The organism is Paractinoplanes toevensis (assembly GCF_018332695.1).
Taxonomy (GTDB): Bacteria; Actinomycetota; Actinomycetes; order Mycobacteriales; family Micromonosporaceae; genus Actinoplanes; species Actinoplanes toevensis.
In genome coordinates this window covers 42918-56858 of record NZ_BOQN01000023.1, presented here as the reverse complement: position 1 = coordinate 56858, position 13941 = coordinate 42918, and the positions used below count along the sequence as shown (strand labels likewise).

General features: G+C 69.0%; 11 protein-coding genes. 2 read left to right on the top strand and 9 right to left on the bottom strand.

The window, feature by feature from the left end:
* The first annotated feature begins 173 nt into the window (after window positions 1-173).
* Both Ato02nite_RS09695 and Ato02nite_RS09690 read left to right on the top strand, forming a co-directional pair.
* Window positions 174-1355 (top strand): tyrosine-type recombinase/integrase, encoded by a 1182-nt coding sequence (locus Ato02nite_RS09695; RefSeq protein WP_213006089.1) that lies wholly within the window; start codon window positions 174-176, stop codon window positions 1353-1355.
* Window positions 1356-1671: 316 nt separating this feature from the next.
* A complete protein-coding gene (locus Ato02nite_RS09690; RefSeq protein WP_213006088.1) occupies window positions 1672-3762 on the top strand; it encodes a tyrosine-type recombinase/integrase in 2091 nt (696 codons plus the stop codon).
* 329 nt (window positions 3763-4091) lie between these two features.
* On the opposite strand, the gene Ato02nite_RS09685 is transcribed toward Ato02nite_RS09690, so the two are convergent.
* The 9 genes from Ato02nite_RS09685 to Ato02nite_RS09645 form a co-directional block, all read right to left on the bottom strand.
* Window positions 4092-7526, bottom strand: coding sequence for an NACHT domain-containing protein (locus Ato02nite_RS09685; protein ID WP_213006087.1), 3435 nt, complete (start codon window positions 7524-7526; stop codon window positions 4092-4094).
* Between the two features lie 490 nt (window positions 7527-8016).
* Entirely contained in the window at window positions 8017-8625 is a 609-nt protein-coding gene (locus tag Ato02nite_RS09680) for a transposase (RefSeq protein WP_246606410.1), read from the bottom strand.
* On the bottom strand, window positions 8550-9071 hold the full coding sequence (locus Ato02nite_RS09675; protein WP_246606406.1) for a winged helix-turn-helix domain-containing protein: 522 nt from the start codon (window positions 9069-9071) through the stop codon (window positions 8550-8552). The genes Ato02nite_RS09680 and Ato02nite_RS09675 overlap by 76 nt, the downstream gene beginning before the upstream one ends.
* Window positions 9072-9217: 146 nt before the next feature.
* The gene (locus tag Ato02nite_RS09670) at window positions 9218-9394 is read right to left on the bottom strand and encodes a site-specific DNA-methyltransferase (RefSeq protein WP_213006084.1); all 177 of its coding nucleotides are present in this window, start codon (window positions 9392-9394) and stop codon (window positions 9218-9220) included.
* On the bottom strand, window positions 9391-10194 hold the full coding sequence (locus Ato02nite_RS09665) for a hypothetical protein (protein ID WP_246606405.1): 804 nt from the start codon (window positions 10192-10194) through the stop codon (window positions 9391-9393). Before Ato02nite_RS09665 ends, Ato02nite_RS09670 begins: the two co-directional genes overlap by 4 nt.
* 61 nt (window positions 10195-10255) lie before the next feature.
* The gene (locus Ato02nite_RS09660) at window positions 10256-10801 is read right to left on the bottom strand and encodes a DNA cytosine methyltransferase (RefSeq protein ID WP_213006083.1); all 546 of its coding nucleotides are present in this window, start codon (window positions 10799-10801) and stop codon (window positions 10256-10258) included.
* Window positions 10798-11709: a hypothetical protein gene (locus Ato02nite_RS09655; RefSeq protein ID WP_213006082.1), complete on the bottom strand. Its 912-nt coding sequence runs from the start codon at window positions 11707-11709 to the stop codon at window positions 10798-10800. The genes Ato02nite_RS09660 and Ato02nite_RS09655 overlap by 4 nt, the downstream gene beginning before the upstream one ends.
* Window positions 11706-12581 carry a TRM11 family SAM-dependent methyltransferase gene (locus Ato02nite_RS09650; RefSeq protein ID WP_213006107.1) on the bottom strand — a complete coding sequence of 292 codons (876 nt, stop codon included), beginning with the start codon at window positions 12579-12581 and terminating at the stop codon, window positions 11706-11708. The genes Ato02nite_RS09655 and Ato02nite_RS09650 overlap by 4 nt, the downstream gene beginning before the upstream one ends.
* A 40-nt stretch (window positions 12582-12621) precedes the next feature.
* Complete coding sequence (locus tag Ato02nite_RS09645) at window positions 12622-13485, bottom strand: hypothetical protein (RefSeq protein ID WP_213006081.1); 864 nt, start codon at window positions 13483-13485, stop codon at window positions 12622-12624.
* Window positions 13486-13941: the final 456 nt, after the last annotated feature.

Genomic DNA, 13941 nt, shown 5'->3' with positions numbered 1-13941 from the left:
GGTGCGGGCAGTCCGGGTCGCCGCCCTGCCAGCTGCCGGTGCCGTAGTCGCGTCCTGTTAACTTGACTAATTCGTGCGTTTCCGCAGTTCAGATACCTCGTTGGCCCTGACGTTGGAGGACAGCGCGACGAGGAGGCTGAGTGGTGTCGGGGCGAGACGTGTTGAGGTTGGCGGTGCCGCGGGTTGGGCGGGTCGCTGACGTCGACGACCAGTTGGTGCCGTACCGGCTGTTGACTTCCGGCGGCTGCGAGGTGGAGCCGGTCACGGACTACCTGCGGGAGATGGCCGGGCGGGGCTCCCCGGCGACAACGCTGCGTTCGTACGCCTACGATCTTCAGCGCTGGTTCCGGTTCCTGTGGGCGATCGACGTGGCGTGGGACCGGGCCGAGCGCGTCGATGCCCGTGACTTCCTGCTGTGGGTGTCGCACGCGCCGAAGCCACCGCGCCCGCGTCGCGGTGGCCGGCGGGGACCGGCGCCGGGGTCGGTCAACCGGATCACCGGCAAGGCGTCGCCCGGGGCGACGTTGTCGCTGGCCTCGCACAACCACAACGAGACCGTTGGACGGGCGTTCTACGACTACCACGCCGGGATGGGCCGCGGCCCGGTGATCAACCCGTTCCCGGTGTCCAACCGCCGTCCGCAGGCCCATCACAACCCGATGCTGCCGTGGCATCGGCAACGCACCGGGTTGTACCGGCGGCGGCAACCGGACACGATCCCGCGGGCCATCCAGGACGGGCTGTTCAACGACCTGTTCGCTCGGATGGACAACGACCGCGACCGGGCGCTGCTGGCGATGTTCGTCTCCACCGGCGTGCGCGCCGCCGAACTGCTCGGCCTGACCCGCAGCCGGGTCAACGTCGGTGACCAGCTGATCGGCGTGATCCGCAAAGGCACCCGGGCGTTGCAGTGGGTGCCGGCCTCGCCGGACGCGTTGGTGTGGCTTCGTTGCTATCAGCAGCAGATCCGCGGCCTGGTCCCGACCGGAGGCAACGCCGCGGTGTGGTGGACGCTGCGCCGCCCGTTGCGGCCGTTGACCTACGCGGCGTGCCTGGCCGTGCTGCGCCGCGCCAACAAGGCGCTGGGCACGAACTGGACGCTTCACGACATGCGTCACACGGCGTGCTCGCGGATGGCCCAGGACCCGGCGATGCCGCTGACCGACGTGCAGTGGGTGATGGGCCACGCCCGGATCACCACCACGCAGCGCTACATGAACCCGCGGCAGGAGGAGGTCATCGCGCGGGCGAAGGCGCACTTCGCCCGCCGCAACGAACCCACGCCTCCGCCTCTGCCCGCCGCCGGATACCGGCCGGAGGTGCTGCAAGCGCTGCTGGGCGGTCCGTTCGGGTGAGCGTCGCCACCAAGCTGATCCCACGGCGGCGGGAAGTGCCGGGTCGTTCCGAGCCTGTCCGCGAGGGCACCGCCGCATCGGCAGCGTGGCCGGCACGGCCACGCCCGTCCGGGTGGCCCGGGACCACTTTGGACGCCGCCGAGATCGTCGCGTTGGCCACCGTGGCGCCGCTGAAAACCGACGCCCAGGACTTCGGCCGTCGCCGCGGCGCCCGCAAACTCCTGAGCTGGTTGGCGCGTTTCCGGGCCAAAGCTGGCAGGAACGGTGGCTCTCCAGCGGCGCCGAACAGGCCGGCCGCGGCTGGCTCGACCAGGCCGTGGACTGGCTGGCCGCCCGTGGGCACGGCAGCGCGCAGAGCCTGCGCGCCGAGCTGCTGATCGGCAACCCAGTCGTCGTCGGCTCGGGAGCGGTCCGGCCAGGCTACGAGTGGCTGCTGCGCCAGCACGCCCCGGCGGTGCTACACGCCGCCCGGTTGTGCATGGACCCCGACGGCTTCGCCCGCGTCGACGCCGCCTGCCAGGCCGATCCCGCGATCAGCACCACCATGCGGCAGTGGGTACTGCTACGGTTGACCTGGATCGTGATCGTCAAGGGCGGCGAGATCGGCGACATCACCGTCGGGGACTTCCTCGAGCTGCACCAGGCCGAACGCGCCATCCGCAAGGACGCGCCCGCCGCGACGCTTACCTACCGGATCCTGCGTGACCTCGACGTCTTCACTCCCACCGCGCCGCTGAGCCTGCGCGCCGCGTTCACCCCGGGCCCCCGCAGCGTCGCCGACCTCATCGACCAGTACGGGTTGGCCTACCGACCGGTCCGTGACCTGCTGGTCGACTATCTCAGCGAACGCGCTCAGGCCATGGACTACACCACCCGCTGCCAGCTGGCCATCCACCTCGGCAAGCTGTTTTGGGCCGACCTGGAAGGCCACCACCCGGGCATCGACTCGCTGCACTTGTCGCCCGAGGTGTTCACCGGCTGGAAGCAGCGGCTGCACCACGTCCGCGACAAGCACGGTCAGATCGTACGAGAACGCGTGGGCAAGGCCGATGTCTTGATCACCGTGCGGGCCTTCTACCTCGACCTCGCCCAGTGGGCGGTGGACGAACCCGGGCGGTGGGGACGGTGGGTCGCGCCGTGCCCGATCGGGGTCGGCGAGACCAATACCCGGAAACGCGACGCGCATCGCAAGTCGCGGATGGACCAGCGCACCCGCGAACGGCTCCCCGTCGTCCCCGCCCTGGTGCGCACCGCCGAGCGACGAGTGGAGCAGGCCCAGCGGCTGCTCGCCGCCACCCGGTCCGCCACGCCCGGGCACACCTTCACCCTCGACGGACAGACCTTCCGCCGGGCCGAGAACAAGAAGGGCGGCGGCGTGCGGCTGTGGGCCATCGAGACCGACATCGGCCGGCGCCGTGACGTGATCTCCGAAGAGGAGTACGCGTTCTGGTCCTGGTCCGCCATCGAGGTGCTGCGTCACACCGGGGTTCGTATCGAGGAACTCCTCGAGCTGACCCATCACAGCTTCGTGACCTACAAGCTGCCCGACACCGGTGAGATCGTTCCGCTGCTGCAGATCACCCCGTCGAAGCTGGACAAGGAACGTCTGCTGCTGGTCACGCCGGAATTGGGCGAGGTCCTCACCGCGGTCATCCACCGGGTCCGCAACGGCCGGCCGACCCTACCCCAGGTATCGGCCTACCACACCGCCGACCAGGTCTGGAGCGCGCCGATGCCTTTCCTGTTCCAACGACCCCGCGGGCACGAGCACCGCGCGATCACCTACGTCACCCTCCGCACGATGCTCGACGTCACCCTGAGGGCCACCGGCCTCACCGACGCTGACGGCAGGACGCTACGGTTTGTCCCTCACGACTTCCGCAGAATCTTCATCACCGACGCCATCATGCACGGCCTGCCGCCGCACATCGCCCAGGTCCTCGCCGGGCACGGCAGCATCGACACTACCATCGGTTACAAGGCCGCCTACCCCGTCGAAGCCATCAACACCTTCCGCGGCTTCCTCGCCCGCCGCCGCAAAGCCCGCCCCAGCCACGAATACCGTGAGGTCACCCCCGCGGAATGGGACGAGTTCCTCGGCCACTTCGCTAAGCGCAAGGTCGCCATCGGCGACTGCGCACGCGAGTACGGCACCAGCTGCCAGCACGAAAACGCGTGCATCCGCTGCCCGCTCCTACGGCCGGACCCGGCCCAGAAGAGCCGCCTGCAAGACATCCGCAGTAACCTCATCGAACGCATCGACGAAGCCCGCGAACACGGCTGGCTCGGCGAAGTCGACGGGCTTCAAGCCACCCTTGCCGCCGCCCAGCAGAAACTCACAGCCATGGACGCCATCGCTGTGCGTAAGAGGACGGTCGACCTCGGCATACCTACTCCCAGGCCCTAGGACAGCGGTGCTAGGTCTGGAGCCAGCCGCCCGCTAATGCCGACCCGCTGAGAAGTGACCTTACGAAGTCGCGGGCAACGGCTCTCCGAACATCCAGGGCGGGTTGCCAACGAAGTCCTATCGATCGTACAGCGACCGGTCAGTTGCACAGGTCCTTGCGTCGACGGGCGCTCACTCAGAAGCAGAAATGTGCGCTGCGGCCGACAGGCCACGCTTCACCGCCATCTGGGAGCGACACGAGGGTCTGAACTGCATTCTCGTAGTTCAGGTCCTTCAAGAGTCTGTGCGCCCGAAGAGACTCGACGCCTAACCTCCTCATCCGTACGGCACTACTCCGACTTCCCGCTCTGGTCAGCGTCACCGATGTCGGCTTCTACATCGGGGTCCTCGAGTTCCAGCTCGGCTTCCCAGACGCGTTCCTCCTCGTCCCAGGGCAGCAGCGGACCGTACTCCTCTTCCAGCTTTTCCATAGCCTCCGCCTGGTCCTGCTCCCGTGCCGCCTCCGGATCGACCGGGCCGGCCACCGGCACCGCGACGCTTGCGTCGTATTCCGACCAGGAGAACCGACCCAGGTCGAGGCCGTCGATCGCGAGGTCCTCGACCTCCGACGCCAGCAACTCCAGCGACCGCGACGATTCCAGCGCGTGATTCCCACCGACCTTAACCGTTTGCAGGCCGCCGAGATTCACCAGAGTGGACACGTCTGACAGATCCTCGAGATCCGTCAGCTCGACCACCCGCAGTGATGCGGCCCGGGACAGGAAGTCTAGGTTCGCCAGGCCGGACACCCCGGCGATCGACACCCTCTGCAGCTCCGGCGCCCCGTATACGATGCTCATCAGCAGTTCCGTGTCGTCCGTGTCGGCCCAGTGCAGCTCCGTCAGCGCGGGCAGATCGAAGTCGGTGGGCTCGCTCGACCGCACCTTCCCGTCGAGGATCAGCCGGTGCAGCCGTGTAGACCGGCACAGCCCCCTGAAGTCGACCTCAACGTCACCGCCGAGCTCTATACTTCGCAGGCCGGGCAGATGATCCCAGACGTCCACGCCGATCGAGCCGTTGCGCAGCCGGAACGTCACGTCCTCGATCGACCCGGCCCGCGCGGCGTCGCTGTCCGCCGTGACCCGGACCGACCGCAGCCCGTCCGCGCGCACCCGCCGCAGCCCGTCGATCGTCCACAAGAACTCGCCGTCCCGCGCGCGCGGATCCTGCAAGACCTGCAAGTTAGAGACCCATAACGTCTGGATTCGCACGTCCCGGCAGTTGTCGTTGAACGACTCCTCTGGCACCTCCACTGCGCACTCCCAGAGGAAGTTCGCGTGCAGGCCGCGGATGTGCGGCAGCAGCATCGAATTCGGCAGAGTGACCGGGACGCCCCGCTCTGGCGCGAGATTCCGCAATACGGTCTCGGCGAATTCGCGTGGGTCGAACCAGGTCCACACCGCCACCAGCTGCTTGATCGCGTCGACCCGGTGGCGGGCCGGAATGGCCCCAAGCACGGCCAATGCCTCGGGCGTACCGATCTCGCCGAGCGTCCGAATCGAAGTCTGAAGCGCCAGCGGGTGCAGGTCCGGGGCCTGCAGCGCATCGCGCATCGGCTGCAGCAGGCTGTTGCCGGCGGCCGCGCACGCCTTTGCGGTGGCCTCATCCATCGGCGGCACGATGCGGGCGATGATCCGCAAGATCCGGGGCCGAAGATCCTTCGGGACCACGAGCGCGGTATCGAGGAGACTCGCGCAGGTGACCGACAGCAACGGGTCATCGGCGGCCTCTGCCCGGGCGACGACAGCGCCGACCAGTAACTCCACCTGCCGCTCAATGCCGACGCCGGCCGCGAGCACGACCGCCTCGTTCCAGTTGGCCTTCTCGACGTTGGAGGCGAGCAGCTCGATCCGGTCCTGTCGGACCAACGATCGGGCTGCCAGGTATTCCAGGAAGGTCCGGTGCACGAAGTCGACGAGGCCTTCGCTCGGGGTCCGCAGTATGCCGGACCGAGCGAGCAGGTGCCGGACGACCTCCTGCGGGGTGGCTGACCCGAAGCGGGACGCGACCCCGCTCCGCCCAACGACGTCCACGATGCGGGAGTGCTCCGCCTCGGAAAGCTCGTTGGTGAGCATGAAGTCGGCGATCTCCTCCAGCACCATCCGCTTTTCGGTGGGGCTGAGACGCACCTGGTCAACCTCTACCCGCTTGTGCGCGTCACGGTCACCTAGCAGCAAGTTGAGTAGCGTGTCGTAAATTTCGATCCGGTGCGACGGAAGGATGCCACGTTTCAAGTGGAACAACGCGCACAGTACCGCGCAGAGCAGCGGCGAGGAGGCGAGCAGCAAATATTCACGGTCGCTGGACACCTTTGCCGCGACCTTGCCCGCCTGGCCCTCGAGCTTGGCTCGCTCGGCGCCGGTGAACTGGGAGGCAATTGCCGTGTGCCAATGCATAACGAAACTGCGGATCTGCTCGCGGTCCAGCGGCAGCACGTCGATGATGCGAGTGGTGGAGAACCCCAGGCGCGACAGGGACCGCAGCACAGGGTCAGCGGTTGGCCGCGAGGTCAACACGATCAGAACGCGCCGCCCCAGCCCTTCGAAGCCCTCGAGCCAGGTGACCAGATCCTCCTGCTTTCGGTCAGACAGCTCGTCCAGCCCGTCGACTAGCAGCAGCACGTTCTGCTGGAACACGTCGCCGATCCAGCCGTCCGGTTCGCCGACCAGGGTGCTCTGCGTGGTGTCCGCGGCCAGTCCGGCGATCTTCGGGAACGGCCGATCGGCGTAGTTGCGCAGCTTGATGACGAACGGCACATGGTCGTTGAGGTGGGCGAGCCTGCCGCTCAACGTGCGGCGCGCGACGTTGGTGGCCAGCCACTGCAGGATCGTGGTCTTACCCGCGCCCGCCGCGCCGCGCAGCACCGCCAGTCCGTGCGCCGGCAGCATTGCCGCGACGTCGCCGTCCCCAGCCTGATCGTCGTCCGACCATGACACGGCCAGCCTCAGGGACAGATAGGCGGCGGTCAGGGAGTAGCGCCGCACCTCGCGGATCAGGTCGACGCCATAAAGTTCGAGTTTGTCCTGATCATTAGCGACCGCACGCCGGTAGTCCAGCGCAAACTCGCCGAATGCGCGCTGCTGCTCGGTCCGCTGGTCCTCCCCGGTAAGCGCGGCAGTACGACCGGGCAGATCGTTCAGCGACCGATCGACCGAGTCGAGCAGTTCGCGCAGTTCAGTGGTGCGCGACAGCAGCCCGGCCAGCGCGGTGGCGGTCAAATTGGGATGCTTGTGAGCCAGCTCGACTACCTCGTAGCAGGTCTCGCGCAGTAGCTTGTAGGCCAGGTCTTCGAGATCCGGTCGGCCACGCCCGGCGGCCTTGGTGACGCTGCCGAGTTCGGCGGCTTCGGTGGCGAAGTCGCTGTGCTCGAGGGTGTACCGCTCCAGCGCCCGCACCTGCACGTCGTTGCTCACCACGGCGGTGAGGTCGGCCGAGCCGGCCCGGGTAAGCGCCGCCGCCACGATGCCTGCCGCCCGTTCGATCTCGTCCTCGGTCGCCTTGCGAAATTCGATCTGAATGAACTTGTCGAGCCGCCTGATGACCTTGTCGGAGATACGTTCGAGATTCCGGCCGATCTCCCGCTGATCAGCCCGATCCTTGACCGACGTGGCTAGCTGGCTGAAGTCCGTGATGGAGTCGGCGAGATCGCCACCGCTGGGATTCTGCAGCCGCAGTAAGACCCGCACGAGCGGAAGCCCGATGCTCAGTAACGGCGCGATTCCCATGCCCGAACCAGACCCCTCGCCGTCATGGTGAGTTGCCTCTTGACATTACTCCTGACCGTTCTGCACCGCCCGCCCAGACCGCTTCGGAGTGACCCGCCGCCAGCCGATCTTGCCGCGAAGAATGCCTCGTAAGAGCTAAGTCGACCTTCAGTATGGGCTGCCTGATATGGGCGTGCGCGGCAAGATCGGTTCGGTGCTGCTCCCAAACCTGGTGATCGGCCAGGGAGCAGTTGGGGTGGTCACCGGCGGCGCAGGGCGCTGTCGGACGGCTTCGAACGCCGCCCGGTGGGTGGTCCACCGCCCGGACGACGCCGCCGAATCAGCGCCGAAACGTCGACGTAAGGCTCGATCCGGATTCACCTCTTCTGGCAGAACCGGAACGTCCTACGGCGACCGGAAGCGGAACAAAGTCGTGCTGAACGACATGGGCTCGACGACTAACCCGACATCGCGGCTATCCGACGAGGTCTCGTCTAGACACCTTTTGAGGTCAGGGTCTGGCTGGTGTTGGTGGGGATAGGCCTGTTGCGGCGAGGTAGCCGTCGATCAGACCGGGCCGGTATTGCATCCGTTTCAGCCGGTTCTTGACTGCGGTGTGCAACTGACCGGCGGTGCGGGCGGGCAGGTTCGCCAGACTGCGTTTCATCGCCGACCACACCTTCTCGACCGGGTTGAGCTCGGGTGCATAGGCCGGTAGCTGATAAACCCGCAGCCACGGCCGGGACGCGATCATCGCGCGCATCCGGGCCGACCGGTGCGCGGACAGGTTGTCCCAGACCAGCACGATCGGCGCCTGCAACCGCTGATGGGCGGCATCGAGCAGTCGGACGAAGTCAGCCTCGCGGAACCCCTTAGGTGTGCCCTTACGTTTGCCGTGCACCATCGCCCGATAGATCAACCGGGACCGCCGGCCCGGCCGGTAACAGACCAGCCCCGCCACCGACACCCGCACATTCCCGGCCGCGGTGACCTTCACGACCGGAGTGACACCCCGCGGCGCCCACGTGGTGGCCTTGTGCGCCCTTAACGTCTGCCCGCACTCGTCAGCGAAACAGATCCACGCACCGCTGCGGGCGGCGACTCTTTTAGCGCCGGCCATTGATACCTGCGCCACGACGCGATCGCGTCCTCGTCCCGCTCGATCGCCCGATGCACCGGCAACTGGACGGTGTATCCCAACCGGCGCATCACCTGCCAGGCCGTACTGACACTGACCCGCAGATGAAACAGGCCGGCGATCACCGCGACCACCCGCACCAGCGTCCACCGCTGATCATCGCCGTAGCCGGCCGCCGCAGGACCAGCAGCCAACCGCTGGCCGAGCCGGAGCAGCTGGGCATCCGACAACACCGGCTGCGGCCCTGGAGCCCCCTTCGACGCCAACCCCGCCGTGCCACCGGCCACCCACGACCGCCGCCACTGATACGCCGACTTCGTCGACACCTCCAGGATCACCGCGACCTGCGGCGCCGTCACACCGGCCGCGAACAAACCCGCCGCCCGCCAACGCACCTGCTCACGCCGCTGCCGCTGCCGCTGATCCACCCCACCACCATCGCCGTACCGCATACCACCAGCACAACCGATAACACCTAAAACAGTCGATCCCCCAAAAGCGTCTTCAATAGACCCATCTCAGACCCTGACCTCGAAAGGTGTCTAGTGGAGTGTCCATCGACGTTCGCCGAGGTTCAGTGAAGCAGACCCCAGAACGGCGGGGAGGTGACCACGCAGTCGACGCTGCCGTCGGGCATCGCGGCCAGGACCTCGCGGGCGTCGCCCAGGTGCAGGCTGACCGGGCCGTTCCTGGAGTACAGCAACGGCCCGTCTTCAGGGGATGCGGCAGGTCCATTCTGATTGGTGGTCATGGCTTCACCTGCCACCGGCACGGGCACAGCAGCGCCTGGATCGCGGCTGTCGCCTGCTGCGGGACGACCCCGTTCCCGAGCACCCGCAACGCGGCGGTGCGCGGCAGGTCCAGGTCGGTGACCCAGCCGTGCGGGACACCCATGAGCCATTCGACGAACGGCGGCGCCAGCACGGGCCTGCCGTGCCGGCCGGGTTGCGTCGGGTCCGGCACCGGCCGGGCCAGGATTACCTCCCACCGGGCTATCGCGGCGGCGTAGACACCCCACCGCGCCTCGTCGAGGTCCCCCAACCCGGAGTTCTGCAGGTCGACCATGGCGGTGACCAGGTCCGCGCCGCCGTCGCCGTGCCGGTTCCAGCCGTGCCCGTCGGACGCCCGCGGTGTCGGCACCGTGCGCACCGGAACCCGGACCGCCGCCGAGGGCAGGGTCAGATCCCCGTGCGAGCCCCGTTGCCCCGGACATCCCTTCTCCCCGTCGCTCGCGCGGGGGGTGGGCAGCAGCACCTGCGACAACGGCGGTCGGAAACCGTTTCCGGCGCGCCAGCCCGGGGTGCCGGTGTCGCTGGCCCGCGGGGTGGGCAGCAGCCGGGCGGCGTCGGTCAGCGTGCGACCGGCGTGCCCGGTGTGCGGGCTGCTGCGCCCGGCGGTGGCGTCGGCCGACGAACGGCTGTCCCCGGCCGTCGGGGTGGGCAGCAGCTGGCAGGCCCACTGATGTAGGCCGGGCCGGCGGGTCGCCCCCGGCGACGGCGACCGGTTGGAGCCGTACGCGACAGCCGTCGGCGTTGGCAGCGGGCCGTGCACGCCGCCCTCGGACTGCAGAAGCGTTGGCAGGCTGCTGCGCTGATGACCACGGCCTTTGCCGTCACGAGCGCACGGTGTCGGCAACGTGCGCACCCCCGATCCGTTCGGCGGGGGCGGCGAGCAGGAACAGCCGGTCGCGGCGGTGGGCGGCGCCGACGTCGGATGCGCGTAGGCACGTCCAGCTCGTGTCGTACCCGAGCGCGGCCAGGTCACGGTGGACGACGTCGAATCCTCGCCGGAGCAGGGCGGCGACGTTCTCCACGACGACGAGTCCGGGTCGAAGTACCCGAACGGCGTCGGCGACGCAGGTCCACAGGCTGGAGTGCTGGCCGGTGATGCCGGCGCGTTTGCCGGCATTCGAGATGTCCTGGCAGGGGAAACCTGCGGTGAGGACGTCGACCGGGTCGACCTGGGCCCAGTCGACGGTGCGTAGGTCGCCGAGGTTGGGCACGTCGGGCCAGTGGTGGGTGAGTACGGCTTGGGCGTGCCGGTCGGTTTCGGCGTACCAGGCGAGCCGGCCGCTGAGCACCAGCTCGACGGCCAGGTCGAGGCCGCCGTAACCGGTACACAACGAGCCGATGAGCGGTCCGGGCTCGGCGGCAATCACGCCACCTCCCCAGCCGACACGGTCTCCGGATCACGACTGGAGCCGGCGTGCGGCTGCGCGTGCGCCGGCGCTGGTTCGCCCGGGTGCGGGCACGTCCACGGGCCGCACCCCGGCGCGTCCGGATCGGGTTGCCGGCGAGGCCGCAGGACGACCTGCTCGAGCGGAACGCGTTGGCGGTGCAGGAAGAACTGCCCGCGCAGCGGATGCCCGTCGGCGTTGGCCCGCGCGGAGCCGTGTCGGATCGCGTGGTCGAACGCGACGGCGTCCGCCCACTCTTCGGGGTTGTTCTCTTTCAGCGTCACCCAGAACGCGTCGTCGTGGAACGGGCACCCCAGGCACGACGACTTCGGCGTGTCCGCCCACCCGTGGGCCTGCAGGTAGCGCAGGCAGTCGCTGCGCCGCCACTCGAGGTCCAGCAGGGGGAAGGTGTTGCGCATGAAGGCGACGTCGGCGTCGCGGGCCCGGCCGATCTCGTCGACCGAGATCCCGATCGCCATCTGCGCCCACATCCCGGCCGGCACCCTGGCGGGGTGCGGGTAACCCAGACGGCGCCGTACCTCGGCCTTGATCGGGCGGATCTTGTACTCCGAGGTGCACTGCCGGCGGGCCATCCCGGTCTCACCGTTAGGGCCGAGGGTGAACAGCGGCATGGAGGCGAACCGGTGGTGCGGGTCGAGCGCGTCAGCGCGGATGTTCCCGGCTGACACCCGCACCACCGGGATCCCCGCCGACTCGGCGAGCTGTTCGAGCCGGTGCAGATGCTCGTAGACGGCGGCTGGCTCCCAGCCCGTGTCGGAGAAGATCGCCGCGTCGAACCTGGGGATCCGGCCGTGGGCGGCAAGCAGCAGGCAGGTGGAACTCTGGACCCCGGCGCCCAGCGACAGGAACCTGTAGGTGGGGTCGGTCACGGGCGCCCCCGCCCCGTCGGCTCAGCGGTCGGCGGTTTGCGCAGGACCAGGACGTCCTCGTGCGCGATGAGGTGCATCGGCACCCCGGCCGCGCGGGCCTTACGCACCGACGACAGCTGGAAGAACGACGGGCGGGCCACGAGCCGGCCGCCGCGGACGGCGGCCAGCAAAGCCACTGCCCGCTCGACCGGGACCAGCCCGGCCGCGGTGCCGGCGGCGATGACCGCCGACGGCAGATCGACCAGCTCGCCCTTCTTGCGCCACGGCCGGGCCGTGACCACGACGACGCCGCCGGGCTTGAGCAGCGCCGCGCAGCCGGTGAGGATCTGCGTGAACCCGTCGGTGAGCCCGGCCAGGTCGCGGTAGGCCAGATTGCCCTTGTCGGCGCCGTCGTTGTAGGCCCCGTTGGACTTGTGGATCCCGGCACCGGCCTCCGGGCGGACCGAGCCGTGCACGGTGGGCCCGTACGGTGGTGAGGTCACGACCAGGGCCACCTGCCCCTGCAATGCTGCGGGCAGCAGCGAGGTCAGCCGGGTGGCGTCGCCGCGGATGATCGACCCGCGGCCGGTGGCGCCCTGGGTGTGGGCGTGGGCGACGTTGGCGTCGGCAATGTCGGACCACCGCGATTCGTACTCCACGCCGATGCCGTCACGGCCAGCGTGGATGGCCTCGACGATCGTGGTGCCGATCCCGCACATCGGGTCGAGCACCAGCTCGCCGGGCCGGGTGTAGGCGTGTACGGCGTGCTCGGCGATCGCCGGCAGCATCCGCGCCGGGTGCTTGATCGACTGCGGCAGGTATCGGCCGCGGCGCTGCACCGGCCCGGTCGACTGCGCGGTGGCCCAGACCGACAGGTCCTCACCGGTGAACATCGGCCCGCCCGGTTCGGACGGGCCCAGGGGGTTGAGGTCGTCAGTCACGGTGCTCACCCCCGGTCGGGGTGAACACCAGCAGGTCCGCGTGGACCGTGATGTGCACGAACCACTGCTGGGCGCGGGCGTGCTGCAGGGCGATTAGTTCCTCGTCCGTGGCGTGGTAAGAGAAGGTGTCGCCGTCGGTGTCGGCGGCCACCGCAACGATGTGCTGCAGGTAGCCCAGGCCGGCTCGACATGCCGATTTCACGACCGGGGTGAAGTCCTGCGGGGTGGCGGCCATCCCGGTCGGGACGGCGACGACCAGCACGAGGCAGCCGCCGGGACGCAGCATCGTGCTGCAGGCGGCGAGCAGCCAGGACAGCCGCACGTGGTTGGTGGTGTCGCTCGGATCCAGCGGCCAGTTCGCCACCACCAGGGCGGCTCCCATCCGCACGTCGGCATCGGCATGCGGGCTCGGCTGTGCTGCCGGGTCGGGGTGGGTGAGGTCGTCGCCGAACCACGCCGTCATCGCGACGGCGTCCTCGTCGTCGCTGCCGTCGTCGTCGCCCGGCGGGTCGGCGTCGCCGGCTGGCGGGTCGGTTTCGTCGGCGATGCTCGGCGGTCCGACCGTGAGGGTGGCGATGTCGGAGAACCAGGCCTTGTGGTGCACGCGGCCACCGGAGGCGGTGACGCCGGCCATGGCGTGGCCGTCGGTCAGGTCGATGACCGCCTCACCGGGGTGGCTGTAGGCGGCGACGATCCGGTAGGCCAGGCGGGTCGGAATGCTGCGGCTGGTGTCCTGCTCGCTGCGAGCGGTACGCCAGACGGTGATCGGTACCGGCGGGTCACCGGCTACCAGGTCGATGGACGGGACGGGGGACGTGCCCGCGTCGGCGGGCTCAGGAGTGAAGTGCTCGTTCATACGGGGTCGGCTCCGCGCCGCACCGTGATGCGCTGACCCCTACCAAACGCGATGTGTCATCGCTGACGAACGCTTGCCGCGATGACACCGCGGTCCTCGGCGATGACACCGCAGCTCATACGCACCTCGGCTTCGCAGCATGGACGCCGATCGCGTTAGGCCGGAGCCGGTTCCGGTGTCACCGGCGGGGTGAGTTCGAAGTGCCCGAGGTCCTCGGGCAGCCGGTGACACCGTGACGCGGCCCGTTGTTCGGCTGGCCCACCAGTGGTGCTCTCAGGAAGCGTTCGTGCGCACGGCGCTGAGCGCGGGTAGTGGGGTCGGCTGGTTTCAACAGCGCCCGGCCATGCGCGTGTGAGAGACATCGTGACCGCGAAGACGCCGGCGAGGCCGCAGGCGTGGCCGGCGCGTTGTTGGCTATGACTGCGGCGTCGGCCACGGACCGCCGTGTCACCGGGA